Genomic DNA, 24,272 nt, shown 5'->3' with positions numbered 1-24,272 from the left:
CCGGCCCTAGGCAAGTTGCGGCCTCTCTTCAACCACGGTTGGCCGCTCGGTGGCCCTGATCGGCAGCAACTGCGCGCCGGCCCACAGCAGCTCCAGCGCCAGGATGGCCCCTATCAGCGCAGTGGCGCCGTGCAGCAGCGCATAGACTTGCCATGAGGCGAACAGCAGTCGGCCTACCGCGTCATAGCGGCCCAGGCGCCGCTCGGGATGACAAATGCGCAGCCAGGCCCAGACGCACACGATCGAGCCCATCAAGTTGGCCATCATCATCTGCGCCGGTTCGAATGCCGGCAGGTTGCCGCTCAGGCCCAATGTCGCGTGGAGTGCCGTCAGCCAGCCGTGCAGCAGCACGAAGGTCCAGGGCGTGGCGAACGCGACGGTGATGGCGAAGTCATACACACCACTGGCGCGCACCAGACGACGGTATTGGGAAGGGGTCCACATGCGGGCTGCTCCTGAGCATCAACGAAGGCGCCAGGCTAAACCCTGGAGTATGCTCCAAGGTCAAGTGCCCCTAGAGGAAAATCCCATGCGCATCGGTGAACTCGCCCAGGTTTGCGCTGTGAGTCGCGACACGCTGCGGTTCTACGAAGCACGCGGGCTGATCCAATCCCAGCGCCGCGCCAATGGTTACCGCGACTACCCGCAGGACACGGTCGAACTGGTGCTGTTCATCCGTACCGCCCAGCGCCTGGGCTTCAGCCTTGGCGAGATTGGCAGCAACGTCGCGCAGCTATGGGGCGCCGCCGATCCCGACCAGGCGGTGCGCAGCCTGCTGCACGACAAACTGCTGTTGGTCGAGCAGCGTATCGCCGAACTCGATCAACTGCGCGGTGCCCTGCGCCAGCGCCTGACACTCGCCTGCCCGTTGCGTCCAGACCTGGATACGACCGCATCGGCATCGACTCCTGAGGCATTTGAATTGGTTGAAACGTCTGCTTGAGCCTGACTGTCGAACGCTCATCGCTGGCAGGCTGAACCCTACGCACAGCCCTGCTAGAATGATGGCCTTTTCACATGCAGTCGGCGTGCCCTTGCCTGTCTGCTCACCTCCCCATCGACAGGCAGGGCCGATGACGCTCGATTCCCGTGTGAACCTCAGCAATTGCGATCGTGAGCCGATCCAGATCCCCGGCAGCATCCAGCCCCACGGCTGCCTGATCGCCTGCGACGCCTCGGCCAACCTTGTCCTGCGCCACTCGGTCAACACGCCGCAATTGCTCGGCTGTGCGGAGCCGATCAATGGCCAGACGCTGCACGCCCTGCTCGGCCAGGAAGTGGCCCATGACATCCGCAATGCCCTGGCCCGCACCCGCGATGCCTCGCGCCCTGCCCTGTTGTTCGCCGTGCGCCTGCCGGCAGGTGGAACCTTCGACATCACCGCCCACCTGTTCAAAGGCACCGCGATCATCGAGTTCGAACCGGCCAGCACGGACGCGGCAGAGCCTATCGATCTGGCGCGCAGCCTGATCGCCCAACTGCGCGAGATCGACCATTCGCCCAAGCTGCTCAGCGACGCAGCGCGCTATGTGCGGGCCATGCTCGGCTACGACCGGGTGATGATCTACAAGCTGGGTGCCGACGGCGCCGGTCAGGTGGTGGCCGAGGCCAAGCGCGGCGATCTGGAAAGCTTCATGGGTCAGTACTTTCCAGGTTCGGACATCCCGCAGCAGGCCCGCGCCTGTATTTGCGCAACCCCATCCGGCTGATCGGCGACGTGCGGTTTCAGGCCGTGCCCCTCGAACCGGTGCTCGATCACTCTGGCGAGCCGCTGGACCTGTCCCATGCACACTTGCGCAGCGTCTCGCCGATCCACTGCGAGTACCTGGGCAACATGGGGGTAGGCGCCTCGATGTCGATCTCAGTGATCGTCGACGGCGCGCTCTGGGGGCTGATCGCCTGCCATCACTATGCTCCGCGCACGCTCACCTTGGGCCAGCGCGCGGCGGCGGAAATGTTCGGCGAATTCTTCTCCCTGCACATCGAGCGCCTGCGCACTCGCCAGCAACTCGAAGCCGCCGAACAGGTGCACAGCTCGCTGGACGCACTGCTGCGCGACGCTAACCAGAGCCCGGACCTGGCCAGTTTCTTCCAGGCCCGGCTGGGCGAATTCAAGTCGCTGATCGCCTGCGACGGCATCGGCATGGCCGTGCAAGGCCGCTGGTCGGCACTGGGTCAGACGCCACCGCCTGCCGCCATCGCCGACCTGCTGCCCCTGGTGCAAAGCCTGGCCGAAGGGCGGACCTGGGCCAGCCATCAACTCTCTTTGGTGCATCCGGCCGCCCAGGACTACGCCGCGCAGGTCTCGGGCGTGCTGGCCATTCCCATGTCCCAGCATCCGCGAGACTACCTGTTGCTGTTCCGTCAGGAAGTGCTGGCGACCCTGGACTGGGCGGGCGACCCGCACAAGACCTACCTCACCGGCGTCTACGGCGAGCGCCTGACACCGCGCAAGAGCTTCGCCCTGTGGAAGGAAACCGTGCATCAGCAGTCCTTGCCCTGGACCGAGCAGGATCGCCAGTTCGGCGAAGCGATTCGTGCTGCCATCGTCGAGGTGGCACTGCACAACAGTGAACTGCTGGCCAACGAACGCTCCAAAGCCGAGGTGCGTCAGCGCATGCTCAACGAAGAGCTCAATCATCGGGTGAAGAACATTCTCTCGCTGATCGGCGCACTGGTGGCGCACCCACCTCGGAGAGCCAGACGCTGCGCGACTACGTTGGCAAGCTCAAGGGGCGCATCCAGGCACTGTCGCTGGCCCACGACCAAGTGGTGCGCGGCGACGGCGGCGGACGGCTGTCGACGCTGCTGGAGGCTGAGCTGTCGCCGTACTGCTCCGGCGCCGAGGCCATCGTCTTGAGCGGGCCGCCCGTGGTACTCGACGCGCGGGCCTATTCGGTCATGGCGTTGGTGTTGCACGAACTGGCGACCAATGCCGCGAAGTACGGTGCGCTGTCACGGTCCGGCGGCAGGCTGCACGTGGAGTGGACGATCGATGCCGGTAACGCCTGCGAGATCGTCTGGCGCGAGAGCGATGGCCCGACCGTGCGTGCGCCCACCCGTGGCGGCTTTGGCTCGGTACTGATCGACCGCAGCATTCCGTTCGATCTGGGCGGGACCAGTCAGGTCGAGTATCTGCCCGAGGGGCTGCGTGGCGTGTTTCGCATTCCAGCCCGTCACATCAACGTTGTCGATGAGACCGACAGCGCCCCCGCGCAGACCGAGGGCCTGCTGCCGGAAACCGGCCTGGAGCACCTGGGGCCGCTGAGCGTGCTGATCGTCGAGGACCAACTGGTGATCGCCGTCGGCCTGGAACAGATCTTCGCCGATGCGCAGCTCGACGACGTGCGCACCGCCGGCTCTGAACAGGAGGCGTTGCGCCTGATCGAGGCGCGCGCGCCCGACATCGCGGTGCTGGACGTGAATCTGGGCAGCGGCAACTCCATGGCCATCGCCGATGAGCTGACTCGGCGCGCCATTCCGTTCCTGTTCGCCACCGGCTATGGCGACACGCTGAGCATCCCGGCGCATCTGCGTGAGGTGACCGTCGTGCGCAAGCCCTACGACGCTGGGTCGATCCTGTCCAACCTCAGGCGCCTGCTGGAGCCGTCCTGACCCCAGGTTCAGGTCGCCGTTGTCTACCGCAGGCGGCAGCAGGCCGTCACGCACGCGCTGGAAGCGGGATTATCCATCTCGCAAAGCCGCTCATTTCCAGCTGAGCAGATCAGGTTCCGGAGTTCCTATGGAACCGATCTACAACCCCTCCGGGGCCACCAGCCGATAGCCGACGCCGGCCTCGGTGATCAGGAAGCGGGGGCGGTGGGGTCGTCGCCGAGCTTCTGGCGCAGATGACCGACCACGATGCGCAGGTAATGGGTGTCCTGCACATGGGTCGGGCCCCAGATGTCCTTGAGCAGTTGCTGCTGGGTGATGACCCGCCCCGGGTGCGCCGCCAACTGGGCCAGCAGCGCGTACTCCTTGCGCGTCAGTGCGACCTCGACGCCGTCCAGGCTGACCTTGCGGTAGGCGAAATCGACCAGCAGCGCACCGAACTGCGCGCTGCTGCTTTGCGCCACCTCGGCCTGAGGGTTGTGCCGCAGCAGTGCCCGCACGCGGGCAAGAAACTCCTGGATGCCGAACGGCTTGGTCACGTAGTCGTTGGCGCCGCCATCGAGGGCATCGACCTTCTGCACCTCGCTGGCGCGCACCGACAGCACCATCACCGGCACCGTGCTCCATTCGCGCAGTTCGCGCAGCACCTGTTGGCCGTCCATGTCCGGCAGGCCGAGGTCGAGCACCACCAGGTCAGGCTTGTTCAGTGCCGCCTGGGCCAACCCCTCGCTGCCGCTGGCCGCTTCCAGCACTGTGTAGCCCTGGGAGGTCAGGCTGATGCGCAGGAACTTGCGGATCTGCGGCTCGTCGTCGATGACCAGAAGGGTGGCGGGCTGGCTCATGGGGCGTCACTGTCGCTGTCGGGTTGAGGGGGCAGCGGCAAGCATAGTGTGATGCAGGTGCCCTGGCCATCGATGCCCTCGCCCACCCGGATACTGCCGCCATGGGCGCCGATCATGCCCTGGCAGATGGCAAGCCCCAGCCCCGTGCCCTGCCCGCCCCGGTCGCCGCGCGCGGCGGTGTAGAACATATCGAAGACCTTGCTGCGTTCGGCTGGCGGGATGCCCGGCCCCTGATCGGCGACAGCCAGGCACAACTGCGCGTCCTCGACCCTGAGTCGCAGTTCCAGGCGCCCGCCGATCGGTGAGAAGCGCGCGGCATTCTCCAGCACGTTGACCAACGCCTGCTCGATCAGCGCGGCATGCACGAACAGCAGCGGCAGTTCGGCGGGCACGTCGGTGTGCACCTGCAAAGGCGCCAGCACCGCGTGCAGGCGTGCCAGCGCGCTGCCGACGATATCGCCGGGCGCCACCCAATCGCGGGCGAGCTTGAGGCTGCCGTGGCCCAGGCGGGTCATGTCGAGCAGGTTCTGAATATAGCGGTCCAGGCGTTCAGCCTCGTTACGCGTCCCTTCGAGCAGCTCGCGGCGGTCGTCGAGCGGGATCGCCTCGCCCAGCGCCAGCAGGCTGTCGATACTGCCGCGCATGGCGGTCAGCGGGGTGCGCAAGTCGTGGGACACCGAGGCGAGCAAGGCGCTGCGCAATTGCTCGGTCTCGCCTTGCAGACGCGCCGCCTCCAGTTGCTCGCCCAGCCGTGCACGGGCCAAGGCCTGGGCCAGGGGCTCGGCGAGGGCCGTGAGTACACGCCGGCGCTGGGCACTCAGGGTCTCGCCGCCGCTGGCGCGCACCCCGAGCAAGGCCAGCGGCGCCTCGTCCACCGCCAGTGGCCACCACCACCAGCGGCCATTGGGCAGGGTATCGCTGCCCTGCCCGGCTGCCTGGCCGTGTTGCCAGGCCCAGTCGGCGGCCGCGCGCTCGTTGTCGCTGAAGGTCTGAGGAGCGCCGCTGGCCACCTGCAGAAGGCCGTCAGCATCGCGCTCGAGCACACACACGTCGATTCCCTGGGAGCCGCCCAGGTGCTGGCCCGCCGCGTTGAACACCGCCTGGCGATCGGTGGCCACGGTCAGCCGGCGCGACAGGTCGAGCAGTTGCCGGGTCTCGGCTTGAGTATCGCGCAGCGCTTGCAACTGACGGCGCTGGCGGGCCGCCAGGTTGCCGGTCAGGGCGGCCATGAGCAGGAAGAACACCAAGGTCAGCACGTCTTCTTCGCGCTGGATGCTCAGGGAAAAGCTCGGCGGGATGAACAGGAAGTCATAGCTCAGGAACGACAGCGCCGCGCAGGCCAGTGCCGGGCCCAGGCTGCTGCACACCGCCACCAGCAGCACGGCGGCGAGAAACACCAGCGAGATGTTCGGCAGCGCCAGCACGCTCGACACACCCAGGCCAGCGCCGACGCCAGTCCGGTGGCCAGCAGCGCCAGCAAGTAATGCCGCCAGTGCCAGATCCGTTTGACCGCGGCGCGCGTCGGCGGCGGCAGGTCGTCGCGGTCAAGCACGTTGATCTCCAGGCCCCGGCTGTCACGCAGCAGCCGCGCCGCCACGCCGGCACCGAACACACGGCGGCGCAAGCGATCCTGGGACTGGCCGACCAGCACCAGGCTGGCCCGGCGCTCCAGCGCATGCTGGACCAAAGTGCGCGCCACCTCGCCGGCACGCAGCACCACCACTTCGCCGCCCAGGCGTTCGGCCAGTTGCTGCGCCGCTTGCAGGCGCTGGCGCGCGCCCTCGTCCGGCAGCCGGCCATTGTCCACGTGCACCGCGCTCCACGGCAGGTGACGCCGCTGCGCCACGCGGCTGGCGTGACGCACCAGGCGTTCGGCCTGGGCGTCGCCATCGATCCCACCAGCAGGCGCCCGCGCAACGCCGGCGCCTGCTCGCCCCGTTGCCGGTAGCCGTGGGCGAGGTCGGCATCGACCTGGGCGGCAGCGGTCTGCATGGCCAACTCGCGCAAGGCGGTGAGGTTGGTCTGGGAAAAGAAGGCATCGATGGCGGCGCGCGCCTGCTCGGGCACATAGACCTTGCCCTCGCGCAGACGCTCGAGCAGTTCCCGCGGCGGCAGGTCGATGAGCACCAGTTCGAAGGCTTCCTGCAGCACCCAGTCCGGCACGGTTTCACGCACCTGCACGCCGGTGATGTCGCGCACCTTGTCGTTGAGACTTTCCAGATGCTGGACATTGACCGTGGTGTAGACGTCGATGCCGGCGGCGAGCAGTTCCTGCACGTCCTGCCAGCGCTTGGCGTGCCGGCTGCCGGGGGCATTGCTGTGCGCCAGTTCGTCGACCAGCGCCAAGGGCGGTGCAGCCTGCAACAGGGCGTCGAGGTCCATTTCTTCGAGGGTGACGCCACGGTACTCGCTGCGCAGCAAGGGCTGTTGAGGCAGGCCACCGAGCAGCGCCTCGGTCTCGCTGCGGCCATGGGTTTCGACCACCGCCGCCAGTACCCTGACGCCCTGGCGCTGCTGGGCGTGAGCGGCCTGGAGCATGGCGTAGGTCTTGCCGACACCGGCGCTGCGCCGAGGAACACCTTGAGGCGGCCGCGACCTGCCCGGGGCAGGCCTGCCAGCAGGGCATCGGCGCGGGTGGAATTGCTCATCAGGGATCCTTATACGAAGCGGTCGATTCGAACGGGCCTGCTGCGCAGGTCATCGCGGTCTTTACTTGGCGGGCACCGAGCCTTCCAGCGCCTGGTTCAAGGCCAGCACATTGACCACGGGTGGGCCGACCAATGGCCGCAGAGTGGCCTCATCCACCAAGGCTTGCAAGCGCTCGACGGGCATGTTGCGCGCCGCCGCCACCCGCGGCACTTGATACGCGATCGCCTCGGGCGGCAGTTGCGGATCCAGGCCGCTGCCAGAGGTGGTCAGCAAGGCCTGGGCACCGGTCCCAGTGCCGGTTGGTACAGGGCATCGGCCTCGGTTGTGACCCGCTCGGCCAACGCCGGGTTGCTCGGCGCCAGGTTGCTGGCGCTGCTCGACACGGTGGCGAAGGCGCCCGCCGAGGGCCGCGAATGGAACCAGCCATCGCCTCGAAGGCCTGGGCGATCAGCGCCGAGCCCCGGACCTGGCCGTGGGCGTCGCGCACCAAGCTACCGTTGGCCTGTTCGGGGAAGGCCACCTGGGCGATGCCGGTCACCGCCAGCGGATACAGCACGCCGGTGACCAGGGTCATCAGCAGGACCAGGCTCAGGGCTGGACGCAGATAGGTATTCATGGGGGTTCTCCTTCAAACCAGATGCAGGGCAGTCAGCAGCATGTCGATGAGCTTGATCCCGGCGAACGGCACCAGGATGCCGCCCACGCCGTAGATCGGCAGGTTGCGCCTCAGCAGTTGCGCCGCACTGGCGGCCTGGACACGCACCCGCGCAGCGCCAGGGGGATGAGCACGACGATGATCAGCGCGTTGAACACGATGGCCGAAAGGATCGCGCTCTGCGGGCTGGTCAGGCCCATGAGGTTGAGCGCCCCGAGCTGCGGGTAGATCGAGGCGAACAGTGCCGGCAGGATGGCGAAATACTTGGCCACGTCGTTGGCGATTGAGAACGTGGTCAAGGCGCCACGGGTGACCAACAGTTCCTTGCCAACCTGGACCACATCCAGCAGTTTTGTCGGGTCACTGTCCAGGTCGACCATGTTGGCCGCTTCGCGCGCCGCCTGGGTGCCGTCGTTCATGGCCATGCCGACGTCTGCCTGGGCCAGGGCGGGGCGTCGTTGGCGCCGTCACCGCACATGGCCACCAGACGACCGTCATGCTGCTCCTGGCGAATACGCGCCAGTTTCTTTTCCGGGGTGGCTTCGGCGAGCACGTCGTCGACGCCGGCCTCGGCAGCGATGGCCGCCGCAGTGAGTGGGTTGTCGCCGGTCACCATGACCGTGCGGATACCCAGCTTGCGCAGCTCGGCGAAACGCTCGCGGATACCGGGCTTGACCACGTCCTTGAGGTGGATCACGCCGAGCAGGCGTTTGTCCAGGCACACCAGCAGCGGCGTGCCTCCGCTCTGGGCGATGCGCTCCACCTCGCGGGCCAGCGGTGCCGGCATTTCCAGGCGCTGCAAGCCGACGAAGGCCAGCACTGCATCCACCGCACCCTTGCGGTAATGGCGCTGCTCGAAATCGATGCCTGACAGCCGCGTTTCGGCGCTGAAAGCAATGGCGTCGTACTGCGCTGCTGGCGGCTCGACGAAGTCGTGCAACTGGCGCAGGTACTCGACGATCGATTTGCCCTCGGCCGTGTCGTCGGCCAGCGACGCCAGCAAGGCGCCCTGCCCCAGCTCCTTCGCGGTGACGCCCGGCGCGGCGTGCAGGGCGCTGCAGCGACGGTTGCCGAAGGTGATGGTGCCGGTCTTGTCGAGCATCAGCGTGTGAACGTCACCGGCGGCCTCCACCGCGCGCCCGGAGCGGGCGATGACGTTCAGGCGTACCAGACGGTCCATGCCGGCGATGCCGATGGCCGACAACAAACCGCCGATGGTGGTGGGAATCAGTGTGACCAGCAAGGCCGCGAGGAAGATCAACGGCAGACTGCCGCCGCTGAAGCGGGCGAACGGCTGCAGGGTGACCACCACGATCAGGAAGATCAGGGTCAGGCCAATCAGCAGGATGTCCAGGGCGATCTCGTTGGGCGTCTTCTGCCGCTTGGCGCCTTCGACCAGCGCGATCATCCGGTCCAGGGTGGATTCTCCGGGGTTGCTACTGATGCGGATCAGCAGCCAGTCGGAGACCACACGGGTGTTGCCGGTCACCGCCGAGCGGTCGCCGCCCGACTCACGGATCACGGGCGCCGATTCGCCAGTGATGGCCGCCTCGTTCACCGCTGCGATGCCTTCGAGCACTTCGCCGTCGCCGGGAATCAGCTCGCCGGCGACCACGCGCACCACATCGTCCTTGCGCAGATCGCCAGCCGCGACGGTTTCGAAGCGGCCATCGGCCAGCCGGCGCTGGGCGGACAAGCCCTGACTGCCCGCCTTGAGGCTGTCGGCACGCGCCTTGCCACGGCCTTCAGCGAGGGCCTCGGCGAAATTGGCGAACAGCACGGTGAACCACAGCCAGACGGTGATCTGCACCGCAACGCCGGTGCTCACGCCATTGTTCGGCAACAGGCACAGCACGGTGGTGAGCAGCGCGGTCAGGGCCACCACTAGCATGACCGGCGAGCGTCGCAGTTGGCGTGGGTCGAGCTTGACGAACGCCTGCATCAGGGCCGGTCGCCAGAGTGCAGCGAAACGGGTCTGATCGGCAGCGCGGGCAGCGTTCATTTCAGTTAACGGCATATTCATGTGTGGGTCCTCAGAAGCCCAGGCTCAACTGTTCGGCGATCGGCCCCAGGGCCAGGGTCGGCAGGAAGGTCAGGCCACCGACCAGGACGATGGTCATCAGCAGCAGACCGGCGAACAGCGGTCCGTGGGTGGGGAAGCTGTTCTGGCCCTGCGGTGCGGGCGTCTTTGCTGCGAGGCTGCCGGCCAGGGCCAGGATCGGCAGGATGTAGCCGAAGCGGCCGATGAGCATGGCCAGGCCGATCATCAGGTTGTGGAACACGGTATTGGCGCCGAAGCCGCCAAAGGCCGAGCCATTGTTGGCGGTGGCCGAGGTGTAGGCGTACAGCAATTGGCTGAAGCCGTGCGGCCCCGGGTTGCTTACCGCCGCGGCAGGCCCTGGCAGGCTGGCGGCGATGGCACCGAGCACCAGCACGCCCACCGGCATCACCAGCAGGGTCGCTACCAGCAGTTGCACTTCGCGGGCCTGTAGCTTCTTGCCTAGGTACTCAGGGGTGCGGCCGATCATCAGGCCAGCCAGGAACACGGCGATCAGCACGAACAGCAGCATGCCGTAGAGACCCGCGCCGACGCCGCCGAAGATCACCTCGCCGACCATCATGTTGACCATCGCGACCATGCCGGTCAGCGGATTGAGGCTGTCGTGCATGGCGTTGACCGAGCCGTTGGAGGCGGCGGTGGTGGTCACCGTCCACAGCACCGTGCCAGTGGTGCCGAAGCGGCTTTCCTTGCCTTCCAGCGGCGCACGCTGTTGCACCTGCGCGCTGTCCAGGGTCGGGTTGGGCTGATGCTCGGCCCATAGCCCCACGGCGCCACCGACGAGGAACAGGGTGAGCATGCACGCCAGGATCGCCCGGCTCTGGCGCAGATCCTTCACGTAATGGCCAAAGGTGAACACCAGCGCCACCGGGATCAGGATGATCGCCGCCACCTCGAACAGGTTGCTCCAGGCCGTGGGGTTCTCGAACGGGTGGGCGGAGTTGACGCCGAAGAAGCCACCGCCGTTGGTGCCCAGTTGCTTGATCGCGATCTGGCTGGCCGCCGGGCCCAACGGGATAGTCTGGTCGGCACCTTGCAGGGTTACGGCGTGGGCATAGTCGGCAAAGGTCTGCGGCACGCCCTGCCACACCAGCAGCAGCGCCAGCAACAGGCACAGCGGCAGCAGGCCGTAGAGGGTGGCACGGGTCATGTCGACCCAGAAGTTGCCCAGTTGGTGAGTGCTACGGCGCGCGATGCCACGGCACAGGGCGACCAACACTGCCAGCCCAGTGGCAGCGCTGACGAAGTTCTGCACGGTCAGGCCGATCATCTGGCTCAGGTAGCTGACCGAGGCCTCGCCGCTGTAGGCCTGCCAATTGGTGTTGGTCATAAAGCTGACGGCGGTATTGAACGCCAGCGACCATTCTTGGCCAGGCAGGTGCTGCGGGTTGAGCGGCAGCGAACCCTGCAGCAGCAGAACGGCGAACAATAACAGGAAACCGATCAGGTTGAACGTCAACAAGGCCAGGCTGTACTGCTTCCAGTTATGCTCCTGGTCGGCGCGTACGCCGGCAAGCCGGTAGCCGCCGCGCTCCACTGGCCCGAGCACCGGCGACAACCAAGTGCCCTGTCCCTCCATCACCTTGTAGTAGAAGCGCCCGAGCCAGGGTGATGGCAACAGCACCAGGGCGAAAAACGCCAGCAGCAATGCGAAGTCGTAACTGTGCATGGCCGCTCCTCAACTGCGATCGGCGCGCAACAGCGCAACCAGCAGGTACACGGATAACGCCATTGCCAGCAGCAGTGACAGGCCGTCGAGCATGTTCATCGATGAATCTCCCCATGATGCGGCGTTGACCGCTATGGGGAAATTGTCGAAGGCACGGGCGTAAAGGGACGAGATCGAGCCTTGGCTCAGGGCATAAAGATTGCGTAAAGAACAGGCCCTGCATGGGCAGGGCCTGTGTGGACGGTTACGGGGTGGGCGGCACGGCGTTGCGGCTCCAGTCCAGCAACAGGCTGTAGCCCACCGCCAGCAACGTGGGGCCGATGAACAAGCCGATGAAGCCGAAGGCGATCAGCCCACCGAACACGCCGAGCAGCACGATCACCAGCGGCAAGTCGCCGCCACGGCTGATGAGGTAGGGCTTGAGCACGTTGTCCACGCCGCTGATGACGAAGGTGCCCCAGATACCGAGGAACACCGCCATCCCGTATTCGCCCTTCCACACCAGCCAGGCGGTGGCGGGAATCCAGGCCAGCGGCGGCCCCATGGGAATCAGGCTGAGCATGAACGTCACCAGGCCCAGCACGATCGCCCGGGTATTCCGGCAATGAGGAAGCCGATGAGCGCCAGTAGCGCCTGCGCGGCCGCGGTGCCGATCACGCCGTTGACCACCCGTTGCACGGTGCCGGCCACCAGCAGGATGTAGTAGTCGGCGCGTTCGCCCACCAACCGCTGCAGCAGACGCAGCACGAACGCCGCCAGGCGCGGGCCGTCGCGGTAGAAGAAGAACACGAACACCAGGCTCAGGGTGAGCTCCAGCACGCCGCCGCCGATCTGCGCACTGCGCGCCAGCAACCAGTTGCCGACCTGACCGAAGTACGGCTTGGCCGACGCCAGCAACGCCGCGCCCTGCTGGTCCAAGGACTGCCACCAGGCGACCAGACGCTCACCGACGACGGGAATGCCAGCCACCCAGTCGGGCGCATCCGGCAGGCCGTCGACCTGGATGTCACGGACGAACAAGGTGGCATCGCGCACATGGTCAGCCAGGTTGAAACCCAGCCACACCAGCGGCAAGGCCACCAGCAGAATCCATATGCTCGTGAGGATGCTCGCCGCCAGGGTTTCACGCCCACCCAGCCAGCGGGTGAGCAGGCGCATCAGCGGCCAACTGGCGAAGGCCAGGATCGCGCCCCACAGCAGCGCCGAGATGAACGGCGCCATCACCCACAATGCGGCGCCCAGGAGCGCCAGCAGGAGGATCTGTACCAACAGACGGTCAGTGTTGGCCATGGGGGTTCTCGTTCAACGAATCAGTTCCAGATGCACACCCTCGGTGGGCGCGCTGCCCACCTCCAGACGCGCGTTGCGCACGCCGGCCTTGACCAGTTGCTCGCGCCAGGCCTCGGCCTGTTCGCCGCTGAGGCTGGCGCGCAGGGTACTGTCCAGATTCAGGCTTCGAGCCAGCAATGACACCCAGGCCGGGCGCGGCGCAGCCAGATCGGGGTAGTCGAGCTTGCCGGTGTCGCGCATTTCGCGCAGTACGGTAGCCGGGGTCGGCAGCACCTCGTCCAACGGGCTGTCGGCGACGAATTCCTCGACATGCAGATAGGCACGGCGGTTGCCACGAGTCACGCTGTACAGGGCGACCAGGGTATCGGCCTGCTCGGCCGAGCGGCGCAGCAGGATGAACGCCTGCTGCTCGTCGCCACCGTTGAGACGGGCACTGCCAAATACGTCGTTGCCCCAGATGCTGGCCTCACCGCAGTCGCGGCCCTGGCACCAGAACAGCGGATAACCACCCTCGCGCTGCAGGGCTTCGCGAGCGCTGGTGAAGGCCTCTCGTGCAGTGCGCTTCACTGGCAGTTCATAGGTGACCGAACTGACCTGACCGCGACTTTTCACCTTGCCCTCCACGCGCAACCGGCCGCTGATCTTGCGCACCGGCCCCATGGGGTAGACACGTTCCTGTTCCACGGCAGGCCGCTGGTCGACCACCCTGGCGTCGGTCGGCACTGGCAGGCTGCCAGCCCAGAGCATGGGGCTGGCGAGGGTGAGGCAGACGGCGATGGCGCCGCGCAGAATCGACGGCGCGCTCATCGGCCGTCCTTGCGGCGAAGGCCGCTGTGAAGTGCCTGGATGTCTGGCATGTGCATGGCTGTCTCCCTGTTCAACCCGCCAAGCCTCGGCACTTGTCCGATGCAAGTCAAGCAAAGCCAAAGAGGCGATTGAAACAGTCTGCAACAAGGCTTGCGCCGTGTTCATCGTTCAGGTGCAGATGATGTCCGCCGGGCAACACCACCTGCTCGAAGGGTAGCTGCTCCAGCAGCGTCGTGTGCCGAGCCAGCAAGCCTTGCTCGGCGACCACCAGGCAACTCGGACACTGGATTCGCTTGGTGAACGCCATGGCCTGGGTCTCGCTCAGGCGCACCGGCGAGGGCAGCGTCAGACGGCTGTCGCTGCGCCAGCTGTAGCCGCCAGGCACCGGCATCAGCCCCGCTCGGCCAGCAGCTCGGCCGCTTCGCAACTGACCGCCACCATGCCTTTCATGCGCGCCTGAACGCCCTGCTCCAGGGTCGGATACACAGACTTGCGCTTGCCATCCGAACGCAGTTGCGCCTGCAACGCCAACCCTAAGCGCTCGGCGGCCTCCTGCTCGCCAGCGGTCGGCGGGATCACGCCGTCGATCAGTGCCAGATGACTGATGCGCTCCGGCAGTGCACCCGCGAGCTGGACGCTGATGACCGCCCCCAGCGAATGGCCAAGCAAGCCAAACCGCGCCCAGCCCATCTGCTCGGCGACGCGCAGGACATCGTGTACATAGTCGGCCAGGTGATAACTCGCGCCCACTGGCCGGTGCTGGGAATAGCCATGCCCGGCCAGGTCGAGCGCGACGATGCGCAGCCCCAGCAGGCGTGGTGCGAGACGGGCGAAGCTGTTGGCGTTGTCGAGCCAGCCGTGCAGGGCGATGACTGGCAGACCATCGACAGGACCGAAAACATGCGCGGCCAACTCGATATGGCCCAGGTTGAGGCGGATTTCCTCGACACGTGCGCTCATGCCCCGCCCCCATGTTCAACCTGGCCGAGGATATCGAGCAACTGCTGCACTGCTGGGCCGCCTACCGTTAAAGCGGCGAGTGGTTTGCCACTGGCGCGTGAAGAAACATCGTGGGTGCGAGCGAAGAACAGGAGCTGGGACATGGACGCCGGATCCAAAGCAGATTTCGGCCATTGTCGACAAGCTGCCAACGCATCACAACATTCGGATAGGTCATCGCCAAGGGCGATCAGGTCAGGTGCCGCCGTGCAGACGGCCCAAGGCGCGCTGCAGACAGGCCTTGATGTAGGTCAGTTGGCTGTCGAGCGCTTCGCAGGCCCGCTGCAGGTCGGCTGGACTCAACTCGGCCCGCGCCAGCGCCAGGCAACTGGTCTGCACCCCACTTGATACCTGCATGCACGACGCCTGAAGCCTTTGCAGCTCCTGTGCGGCATGCCTGGAAGCCGCCGAGACTTGGCCGCTTTCGAGCTTGCCCAGCACATGGTAAAGACGCGCCTCGGCGGCTTCGCGCAGCAGGCTGTGCTCGGCAAAATCCAATGCAACCCCGGCATCGAGCTTGCCAATCGTCGGCTGTAGATCCAGAGACCGCATCAACTCCCGTTGCAGACCACTCATAGACGAAACTCCGTGATATCAGCCATGACTGTCACAGACGCTAGCAAGCGAACCTCGCGGCTCACAACTGACAGAAATACCAGTTGCCACAAGCGGGTCAATCCGGGTGGTCGAGTGCCTGCAAGGTCATCAGGCCTGCGAGCGGCCAGTCACCCTCCAACTGCGCCAGGGAAGCCGTACTCATCGGCGCAGGGGACTGCGCATGACCCTGTTCCAGCAGACTCACCAAGCTACCCACCAAGGGTTGGTGACTGACCAGCAACACCTGTTCCAACCCCAACCGCTCGATTTCGCCGATGACCTGCGCCGCATCGCTTTCAGGTGTCAGCCAAGGCACGGTGCGCACTGGCTCGATGAAACCGAGGGTGTCGTGCACCAGCGCGGCGGTCTGCTGGGCCCGTACGTAGGGGCTGGCAATGATCGCTTGCAGGGGCTGTCCCAACAGGCGCGCAGCACTGCGCAACACCTGCTCGCGACCATGGGCGGTGAGCCTGCGTTCGGCATCGGTGTTGGCCCGCGGCTCAGCCTCGCCGTGGCGCAGGATCCACAGCTTCACAGCTTAGGCTCTTCATCACGCACCGGATGCGGCGCCGGGGGCACCGCATGCGGGGCTTCGCCCTCAGGCGCGCGCGGTGCCGGCCAGTCGGCGAAAGGCCAAGGTTTCTGTTTGGTGTGGAAGCTGCCGAAGCGACCGATTTGCGCCAGGAACTGGCTGAGACTGTCGCCGAAGTTCATCAGGCTGACGCTGGGTGCGCCGTAGACCAGGCGATAGATCAGTTGCACCAACACCAGGCCGCCGAGCAGCAGTTCGGCCAGTTGCCAGACCACCAGAAAAACCAGCATCCACACGATCCGCAGGATGATCGACTCGCGCTGGGCGTGTTCGGGGGTATCGTTCATGTCTCGCTCCTTGCTCGTGCGGCTCAGTTGAAACCGCTGGTGGAAATGAAATCGACGTCGGTCTTGGGTTCGGCGCGCATCAGGTGCTCGATCACCTGGGCCAGGGTGCGTCCCTCGAACAGGATCGCGTGCAGCCCGGCGACCAGCGGCATGTACACCTGCACCTGCTGGGCCTTGGCCTTGAGCACCTTGAGCGTGTTGACCCCTCGGCCACTTCGCCCAGGCGGCTGACCGCTTCATCCAGGCTCAGCCCCTGCCCCAGGGCATAGCCGACCTGATAATTGCGGCTCTTGGGTGACGAGCAGGTGACGATAAGGTCGCCAACCCCCGCCAGACCGAGGAAGGTCATGGGATTGGCGCCCTGACTGACGGCAAAGCGCGTCATCTCGGCCAGTGCGCGGGTGATGAGCATGCTCTTGGTGTTCTCGCCCATGTCCAGGGCCACCGCCATGCCAGCGATGATTGCGTAGACGTTCTTCAGCGCGCCGCCGAGCTCGACGCCGAAGCGGTCGGCGCTGGCGTAGACGCGGAAGGTGCGCCCGTGCAGCACGGCCTGGACCTGCTCGCAGAGCGCTTCGTCCTCGCTGGCGACCACGGTGGCGGTCAGCGCATGTTCGGCGATTTCACGCGCCAGGTTCGGACCGGACAACACACCGATCCGCGCCTGGGGCGCGATCTCTTCGATGATCTGGCTCATCAGCTTGAACGTCTGCGGCTCGATACCCTTGGTCAGGCTGATCAAGCCCTTGCCGCTAACCGTCTCGGCATGCGGCGCCAGCACGCTGCGCAGCGCACTGGACGGCAGCGCGACGAAAATCAGTTCGCTACCCTGCAGCGTGGCCAGCAGGTCGTTGACCGGCTCGACCCGCTCATGCAGGCGGATACCTTTGAGGTACCGTGGATTCTCGCGGTTGACGCGCATGGCCTCGGCCTGTTCCGGATCGCGCATCCATTGACGCACCGGGTTGCCATTCTCCGCCAGCAGATTCGCCACGGCGGTGCCGAAGCTTCCACCTCCCAGCACTGCAACAGGTCGCTGTTCAGTCATATTCAATCCGTCAAAGCCAATAAGTTGAGGGCGACGGCGCATTATAAGGGCAAGCTGCACGCTTCAAGCGACACACGGCAAGAAAAGGCCGTGCCCTTCTCACACGCCGCTCGGCGCTTATAGCTTGCCTCTCGACGGCTCGGTTACCATGCGCGGCCCATGTCTGACACAAGGCCGTCACGTGTTCCCTGGCACGCCCCCTGCCCGCCGCTTGCTGTTGCTCACTGCCCTGCTGGGCGGCCCGGCCGCGGCCGACGATCTGTTCATCGACACCGACCTGCCGCAGGTTCTGACCGCCACGCGGCTCAAACAATCCCCGGCGGCGGTGCCCGGCAGCATGACCGTGCTCGACAGCGCGCTGATCCACGCCAGCGGCGCGCGTGACGTGCCCGAACTGCTGCGCCTGGTACCGGGAATGATGATCGGTTACGGCGCCGGGAACCAGCCGACCGTCAACTACCACGGCAGCAACGTCAACGATGCCCGGCGCATGCAAGTGCTGATCGATGGCCGTTCGGTATACCGGGCGGGCCTGGCCACGGTGGACTGGAGCGACATTCCCCTGGCCATCGAAGATATTGAGCGCATCGAAGTGTTTCGCGGCCCCAATACCGTCAGCTACGGCGCCAACGCGCTGATGGCGGTGGTCAACATCCTCACCCGACGCCCTGCCGACAGCCATGGCACGCGCCTGAAGATCACCCGCGGCCAGGACGGCATCAATGACTTCTATGCCAGCCAAGGCCTGGGCTGGGACGGCGGCGACCTGCGCCTGTCGATGTCCGGCCTGCAGGACGATGGCTTCGACAAGAACCAGTACGGTCAGGACTACCGCGACAGCCGGCGCCTGACACGCTTCAACCTCAGCGTCAGTCACAGCCTGGCCCCGGATCAGACGCTGGACTGGCAACTGGCGGCCAAGGAAGGCAGCAACCAACGGCCGTATACCTACAAACCGGTGTTCCCTTCGTCACCGGGCGCGGCGACAACGCCGACCTGGACGCCAAGGACTACGCCGGCTCGCTGCGCTGGAGCATCGACTTCAACCCCGATCACAGCCTTTATGTGCAGGGCTCGGCGCAGCAGTTCGACCGTCAGCAGGTCTGGCGTGCCTGCGACGCGACATTGGTCTTCAGCCCCGAACTGACCCGCCTGTGGCAGCTCGACCCGAATTACGCCGAACGCGTGGCACGCAACGCCAACAACCCGCCGAACAGCCGCGATCCGGTTCTGCAGGGCCTGCGCAACCAGATCAAGAGCCAATGGGACAACGGGGGCAGCCGGGAAGTGTGCGGCGACGTCGACCAGAGCACCCGCGAAACCCGTTATGACCTGGAAATTCAGGACACCCTGAGCCTGACCGACAGCCTGCGCCTGCTCAGCGGCCTCAACTACCGTTATGATCGCGCCGACTCGCAGACCTACTTCAACGGCCGGCTCGACGACCGCACCTGGCGCCTGTTTGGCCAGCTCGAATGGCGCGCTGACGAGCACTGGATCCTGCAAGGCGGCGCGATGTTCGAAAACAGCCAGCTCTCCGGCACGTCCCTGACCCCGCGCGTGGCGGTGAACTACCTGATCACTCCGCGTCAGGGGCTGCGCGCGGTGTACTCCGAGGCCGTGCGCTCGCCGGACATGTTCGAGAACAACGTCAACTGGAGCTACACGGTCCGAAACCTCACGCCCAACGTGCTCGGCCTGCGCGACGGTGAGTACTTCGTCAAGACCCGCGGTCCCGGCAACCTCGACCAGGAGCGCATGCGCTCGCGCGAACTGGGCTACAACGGTTCCTTTTCCGACCTTGACCTGAACCTGGACGTGAAGCTGTTCTACGACGAGATCACCGGGATGATCAGCGAGCCGTTGAAGAACAATCAGTACATTGCCAGCAATGCCAACAGGGCACGCTTCAGTGGCAGCGAAACTCAGCTGGACTGGCGCCTGAGCCCACGTGACCGCCTGCGCATGAGCTATGCCTACGTCGATGCCTGGGCGAGCAACCCCGACGACCGCCGCCTCAGCGCACACAACAGCGGTTCTGTGGGCTGGTTGCGCGACTGGGGGTCGGGTTGGTCGAGCGCGCTGTTCTATTACGGGGACGATGCCCTCAATCAATACCGCTACGAGCGTGTCGATCTGAGGGTGGCCAAGCGCATGCGGATTTATGGCAGTTCGGTCGAGTTGGCTGCACTGTGGCAGCAACGCTTGGACGACCAGCCCACGACCGTGGAGCAGAACCGCTATGACAGCCGCCATCGCCTAAGCGTCAGTGCGGAGTTGGAGTTCTGATGCTGCGCCTGCTACGGATGCTGGCGCTGTGTCTGTGGCCCATGGGCACGCTGTGCGCCCATGAAATCCTGCTGGTCGGTGGCGATGACACCGCCGGGGTGAGCAGCTTCGTCAGCGCGCTGCAAGCCAGACGCCCCCTCGACCAGGTGCGCTTCCAGACTGTCACGCAGTTGCCCTCGCCCGGCCGACTCGATGTCCAGACGCGCCTGATCCTGCTGGATGAGGCCGCACTCGACTGGCGCCTGCGCGAGCCATCCGGCCCCCTCTCGCTGGCGCTGCGGATCAGCCGAGTTCAGGCGCAACTGCGCCTGGGAAAGTCGCGCCCCGAGTACCTCAGCCTGCTGTGGAGCGATCCGCCGTTGGCACGGCAACTGCGCCTGACGCGCTATCTGCTGCCGCAGGCACGACGTATCGGCGTGCTGTATGGACCTGACAGCCGCTTCCTCATCGAGGAGTTGCATCAGGCAGCCAGTCACATGGGCCTGGAGATCGTCGCCCAGGACTGGGCCGATCTGCGCGACAGCCGTCCCCTGCAGCACGTGCTGGGCAACAGCGACGTGCTGCTGGGCATCGACGATCCGCAGTTGTTCAATGCCAAGACCGTCAAGAACCTCTTGCTCAGCAGTTATGGGCGGCAGATGGCGTTGATCGGTCCCAACGCTGGCTTCGTCCGCGCCGGCGCCCTGGCCAGCACCTACAGCGACCAGGACGACTGGCTGGCGGTGCTCGACCGCTTGCTCGACCAGCCGCCCTCGCGCTGGCCGCGCAGCCTCTATCCCGATCACTTCCGGGTCAGCGGCAATCAGCAGGTGGCCCGCGCCCTTGGACTGGAGCGCATAGAGCCGAACGCAGCCGAGCTGGTCCTGGCCGAAGGAGAGTCGACACCATGAGCAAGCGCCTGAGTTGGGACATTCATGCCCGCACCCAGATCATCAGCCTGGGGCCGGCGCTGCTGCTCACCTTGTTGCTGATCGGTTTCTTCACCTTCGTACGCTTGCAGGACCTGCGCCAGGAGCTGGACCACACGGGCCAACTGATTGCCAACCAACTGGCACCCGCCTGCGAATACGGGGTGATCTCGGGCAACAATGAAGTGCTGGAAAGCCTGATGCGCGCAACGTTGAGCATCCCGCACGTGCGTTTTCTGGAGGTGCAGGACAGCCGCAACCACATCCTGGTGTACGTCGAGCAGTCCGGGGAAAGTGCCAATCGCGCCCAGCGAGTGGAAGTCTTCCAGGCCCCGATCCGCCTGCAACAGATCCGCCTGGACAACGACTTCCTGCAACAGGGCAAGACTCCGCCGAGCATCGGCGACGACTATCTCGGTCGAGTGATCGTCGGCATGTCCGACGACGCGTTCAGCGAGCGCCAGCAGGAAATCGTGATCAAGGCCGGCATTCTTGCCCTGTTCGCGCTGGCGTTCACCTTCCTCCTGGCGCGGCGCCTGGCCAGGAGCCTGTCGATGCCGATCAGCGACATGGGCCATGCCGTGAAGGCTATCCAGCAGGGCCAATTCAACGCGCCGTTGCCGGTGGTCGATGACAGCGAGCTCGGTCATCTGGCGCGGCACATCAACAACTTGGCCAACGCCCTGGATCAGGCCAGCCGCGAACAACAGCAAACCATCACCGAGCTGATCCAGGCGCGCGAGGAAGCCGAGCGGGCCAACCGTGCCAAATCCGAGTTCCTGGCGATGATGAGCCATGAACTGCGCACTCCGATGAACGGGGTGCTGGGCATGTTGCAACTGCTGGAGACCACTCGGTTGACTCGCGAGCAGGCCGAATGTACGGCCGTGGCCAGCGAGTCCACCGGCCACCTGCTGAAGGTGATCAACGACATCCTCGACTTCTCGCGCATCGAACGCGCCAGCCTGGAACTGGAACACATCGATTTCAATCTCGGCGAGCTGATCTCAAGTAGCGTGCAGTCGTTCCAGCACAGCGCCCAGCAGCGCAACCTGCAGTTACGCCTGCAACTGGCTACTGGCTTGGAACGTCTGCACGTGACAGGTGACCCGACACGCATCCGACAGATTCTGCTGAACCTGGTGGGCAACGCGCTGAAGTTCACCGAGCACGGCGAGGTGCAGGTCGACGCCCGATGGCGCATGCTCGATCATCAGTTGTTGAGGTTGACCTGCACAGTCCGCGACACCGGCATCGGCATCGACAGCGAGCGGCTGGAGACGATGTTCGAGGCGTTCCAGCAGGCCGATAGTTCTATTTCAAGACGTTACGGCGGTACTGGCCTGGGCCTGTCGATTGCGCGCACCCTGGCCGAACGCATGGGCGGCACGCTACGTGGTGAGAGCAGCATAGGCAGCGGCTCGACATTCACCTTGGAGATTCCGCTGGTACGCTCTAAACAGCGTGCTGCGCAGCTACTGGAAAGCGAACACAGGGCCACTGCGCTCAGTGATGGCCAACCGATGCTGTTGGTAGAGGACAACCCGGTCAACCAGAGCGTCATCGAAGCCATGCTGCGCAGCCTGGGCTTCGAGGTGGACCTGGCGACGGACGGCGAGCAGGCCGTGACGCTGGCAACCGAAAAAAGCTACGCCGCCATCTTGATGGATTGTCGCTTGCCGCATACGGACGGCTACCAAGCCACCCGCTGCATTCGTCTGCATCAGGCTGACGTGCCGATCATCGCCTTGACCGCCAACGCGCTCCCGGGTGATCGCGAGCGTTGCCTGGAGGCTGGAATGAACGATTACCTGAGCAAACCGTTCAAACGCGCCGACTTGCTGCGCACGCTGCAACGCTGGCTGCCGGACCGCACAGCGGCGACTGGCGATAAATGATAAAGTGCGGCAGTCTTAAAGACTGGACAGAGCCTGCAAGGGCCCGGAAAATACACTTTCAGTGCACACCTGTACTTCTTTTGCCAGGTGCGCTGTGACTTTCACCCCAACGCAATAGTCTACCTGTAGGCTGCCGCCCTGGTATCTGTAGGATTTCAGGCTGGCCAGGAAGATTCATCCCCTGCCACAGGGGGTTATTGAGGAGCTCGCATGACCAAACAACACGCCTTTACTCGGGAAGACCTGCTGCGCTGCAGTCGCGGTGAGCTGTTCGGCCCAGGTAATGCGCAACTGCCCGCCCCGAACATGCTGATGGTCGATCGCATCACTCATATCAGCGAAGAAGGCGGCAAGTACGGCAAAGGTGAATTGGTCGCTGAGCTGGATATCACCCCGGACCTGTGGTTCTTCGCCTGCCATTTCGAAGGCGACCCGGTGATGCCAGGTTGCCTGGGCCTCGATGCCATGTGGCAGCTGGTCGGTTTCTTCCTCGGCTGGCAAGGCCTGCCGGGCCGCGGCCGCGCCCTGGGCTCGGGCGAAGTGAAGTTCTTTGGCCAGGTACTGCCGACGGCCAAGAAAGTTACCTACAACATTCAGATCAAGCGCGTCCTCAAAGGCAAGCTGAACATGGCCATCGCCGATGGCTCGGTCAGCGTCGACGGTCGCGAGATCTACACCGCCGAAGGCCTGCGGGTCGGCGTGTTCACCTCCACTGACAATTTCTAAGGGTTATTCGCATGCGCCGCGTCGTTATCACTGGTCTGGGCATCGTTTCGTGCCTGGGCAATGACAAAGCTACCGTCACCGAAAACCTGCGCAACAGCCGTCCGGGTATCCGTTACAACCCGGAATACAAGGAAATGGGACTGCGTAGCCAGGTTTCTGGCTCCATCGACCTGAATCTGGAAGAGCTAATCGACCGTAAGGTCTATCGCTTCGTCGGCCACGCCGCTGCCTATGCCTACCTGGCGATGCAGGACGCGATCAAAGACGCCGGCCTGACTGAAGAACAAGTGTCCAGCCCGCGTACTGGCCTGGTAGCCGGCTCCGGCGGCGCTTCGACCCTCAACCAGATGGAAGCGCTGGACACCCTGCGCGAAAAAGGCGTGAAACGCGTAGGCCCCTACCGCGTTACCCGCACCATGGGCAGCACCGTTTCGGCGTGCCTGGCCACCCGTTCAAGATCAAGGGTATCAACTACTCGATCTCTTCGGCCTGCGCCACCTCTGCACACTGCATCGGTACCGCGCTGGAGCAGATCCAGTGGGGCAAGCAGGACATCGTCTTCGCCGGTGGCGGCGAAGAAGAGCATTGGAGCCAGTCGTTCCTGTTCGACGCCATGGGCGCGCTGTCGACCAAGCGCAACGAAACGCCCGAACAGGCTTCGCGCGCCTACGATGCCGACCGTGATGGCTTCGTCATCGCCGGCGGCGGCGGCATGGTGGTGGTCGAGGAGCTGGAACATGCCCTGGCCCGTGGCGCCAAGATCTACGCCGAGATCGTCGGTTATGGTGCTACTTCCGACGGCTACGACATGGTCGCGCCAAGCGGTGAAGGCGCCATCCGCTGCATGCAGCAGGCGCTGTCGACCGTCGATACACCGATCGACTACCTCAATACCCACGGCACCTCCACCCCGGTCGGAGACGTTGCCGAAATGAAGGGTGTGCGTGAAGTGTTCGGCGCCAAGGCACCGAAGATCAGCTCGACCAAGAGCCTGTCCGGCCACTCGCTGGGCGCAGCGGGTGTGCACGAGGCGATCTACTGCCTGCTGATGATGGAAAACAACTTCATCGCCGGCTCGGCCAACATCGACGAACTGGACCCAGAGGTTGCCGATCTGCCAGTGCTGCGCAAGACTGAAGAGAACGCCAAGATCGATACGGTCATGAGCAACAGCTTCGGTTTCGGCGGCACCAATGCCACCCTGGTGCTCAAGCGCTGGACCGGCAAGTAAGACCGTCGCTACACCTGAAACGCCCCGACCTGGTCGGGGCGTTTTGCTTTCAGGGGATGCCGATCAACCGCGCAGACGTCGCAAACGACGCCGCTGGCGTGCGCACGTGTAGGC

At 65.2% G+C, this 24,272-nt stretch carries 12 protein-coding genes and 10 pseudogenes; 7 read left to right on the top strand and 15 right to left on the bottom strand.

Features of this window, described 5'->3' with window-relative positions:
- Nucleotides 1-6: 6 nt before the first annotated feature.
- Nucleotides 7-444, bottom strand: a complete 438-nt coding sequence (locus tag GKC70_RS09500; protein ID WP_342651162.1) for a hypothetical protein — start codon at nt 442-444, stop codon at nt 7-9.
- A gap of 85 nt (nt 445-529) precedes the next feature.
- On the opposite strand from GKC70_RS09500, the gene GKC70_RS09495 reads away from it, so the two are divergent.
- A complete protein-coding gene (locus GKC70_RS09495; protein WP_342651161.1) occupies nt 530-943 on the top strand; it encodes a MerR family transcriptional regulator in 414 nt (137 codons plus the stop codon).
- Nucleotides 944-1,073: 130 nt separating this feature from the next.
- Nucleotides 1,074-3,615, top strand: a pseudogene (locus GKC70_RS09490) (HWE histidine kinase domain-containing protein).
- Nucleotides 3,616-3,753: 138 nt separating this feature from the next.
- On the opposite strand, the pseudogene GKC70_RS09485 reads toward GKC70_RS09490, so the two are convergent.
- The 14 genes and pseudogenes from GKC70_RS09485 to GKC70_RS09420 all read right to left on the bottom strand — a co-directional run bounded on the left by GKC70_RS09485 (nt 3,754) and on the right by GKC70_RS09420 (nt 17,106).
- Nucleotides 3,754-4,454 (bottom strand): annotated as a pseudogene (locus GKC70_RS09485) (response regulator).
- Nucleotides 4,451-7,102: pseudogene (locus GKC70_RS09480) on the bottom strand (sensor histidine kinase KdpD). The pseudogenes GKC70_RS09485 and GKC70_RS09480 overlap by 4 nt, the downstream one beginning before the upstream one ends.
- A 61-nt stretch (nt 7,103-7,163) precedes the next feature.
- Nucleotides 7,164-7,719, bottom strand: a pseudogene (gene kdpC, locus GKC70_RS09475) (potassium-transporting ATPase subunit KdpC).
- 12 nt (nt 7,720-7,731) lie between these two features.
- Nucleotides 7,732-9,781, bottom strand: a pseudogene (kdpB, locus tag GKC70_RS09470) (potassium-transporting ATPase subunit KdpB).
- 10 nt (nt 9,782-9,791) lie between these two features.
- Nucleotides 9,792-11,486: a potassium-transporting ATPase subunit KdpA gene (kdpA, locus tag GKC70_RS09465; protein ID WP_342651160.1), complete on the bottom strand. Its 1,695-nt coding sequence runs from the start codon at nt 11,484-11,486 to the stop codon at nt 9,792-9,794.
- A gap of 9 nt (nt 11,487-11,495) precedes the next feature.
- Nucleotides 11,496-11,585, bottom strand: coding sequence for a K(+)-transporting ATPase subunit F (kdpF, locus tag GKC70_RS09460; RefSeq protein WP_037027358.1), 90 nt, complete (start codon nt 11,583-11,585; stop codon nt 11,496-11,498).
- Between the two features lie 145 nt (nt 11,586-11,730).
- A pseudogene (locus GKC70_RS09455) lies at nt 11,731-12,776 on the bottom strand (AI-2E family transporter).
- Nucleotides 12,777-12,788: 12 nt separating this feature from the next.
- Entirely contained in the window at nt 12,789-13,583 is a 795-nt protein-coding gene (locus GKC70_RS09450; protein WP_342651159.1) for a DUF4892 domain-containing protein, read from the bottom strand.
- A 106-nt stretch (nt 13,584-13,689) separates the two neighbouring features.
- Nucleotides 13,690-14,543, bottom strand: a pseudogene (locus tag GKC70_RS09445) (alpha/beta fold hydrolase).
- Entirely contained in the window at nt 14,540-14,686 is a 147-nt protein-coding gene (locus GKC70_RS09440; RefSeq protein ID WP_342651158.1) for a hypothetical protein, read from the bottom strand. The pseudogene GKC70_RS09445 and the gene GKC70_RS09440 overlap by 4 nt, the downstream one beginning before the upstream one ends.
- A gap of 91 nt (nt 14,687-14,777) precedes the next feature.
- Complete coding sequence (locus GKC70_RS09435; RefSeq protein ID WP_029612082.1) at nt 14,778-15,158, bottom strand: hypothetical protein; 381 nt, start codon at nt 15,156-15,158, stop codon at nt 14,778-14,780.
- Nucleotides 15,159-15,255: 97 nt separating this feature from the next.
- Nucleotides 15,256-15,714, bottom strand: a complete 459-nt coding sequence (sixA, locus tag GKC70_RS09430; protein WP_342651157.1) for a phosphohistidine phosphatase SixA — start codon at nt 15,712-15,714, stop codon at nt 15,256-15,258.
- A complete protein-coding gene (locus tag GKC70_RS09425; protein WP_342651156.1) occupies nt 15,711-16,058 on the bottom strand; it encodes a DUF4389 domain-containing protein in 348 nt (115 codons plus the stop codon). The genes sixA and GKC70_RS09425 overlap by 4 nt, the downstream gene beginning before the upstream one ends.
- 23 nt (nt 16,059-16,081) lie before the next feature.
- Nucleotides 16,082-17,106, bottom strand: a pseudogene (locus tag GKC70_RS09420) (NAD(P)H-dependent glycerol-3-phosphate dehydrogenase).
- A gap of 181 nt (nt 17,107-17,287) precedes the next feature.
- On the opposite strand from GKC70_RS09420, the pseudogene GKC70_RS09415 reads away from it, so the two are divergent.
- From GKC70_RS09415 to fabB, 5 genes and pseudogenes are all read left to right on the top strand, one after another.
- Nucleotides 17,288-19,395: pseudogene (locus tag GKC70_RS09415) on the top strand (TonB-dependent receptor).
- Nucleotides 19,395-20,285, top strand: coding sequence for an ABC transporter substrate-binding protein (locus tag GKC70_RS09410; protein WP_342651155.1), 891 nt, complete (start codon nt 19,395-19,397; stop codon nt 20,283-20,285). Before GKC70_RS09415 ends, GKC70_RS09410 begins: the two are co-directional and overlap by 1 nt.
- A complete protein-coding gene (locus tag GKC70_RS09405; protein WP_342651154.1) occupies nt 20,282-22,201 on the top strand; it encodes an ATP-binding protein in 1,920 nt (639 codons plus the stop codon). The genes GKC70_RS09410 and GKC70_RS09405 overlap by 4 nt, the downstream gene beginning before the upstream one ends.
- A gap of 210 nt (nt 22,202-22,411) precedes the next feature.
- The gene (fabA, locus tag GKC70_RS09400) at nt 22,412-22,927 is read left to right on the top strand and encodes a 3-hydroxyacyl-[acyl-carrier-protein] dehydratase FabA (RefSeq protein ID WP_029612079.1); all 516 of its coding nucleotides are present in this window, start codon (nt 22,412-22,414) and stop codon (nt 22,925-22,927) included.
- 11 nt (nt 22,928-22,938) lie between these two features.
- Nucleotides 22,939-24,158: pseudogene (gene fabB, locus GKC70_RS09395) on the top strand (beta-ketoacyl-ACP synthase I).
- The last annotated feature ends 114 nt before the right edge of the window (nt 24,159-24,272 follow it).

The organism is Pseudomonas sp. REB1044 (assembly GCF_038813925.1).
GTDB classification, from domain to species: Bacteria; Pseudomonadota; Gammaproteobacteria; order Pseudomonadales; family Pseudomonadaceae; genus Aquipseudomonas; species Aquipseudomonas boreofloridensis.
This window is presented reverse-complemented; position numbering and strand designations above follow the sequence as displayed.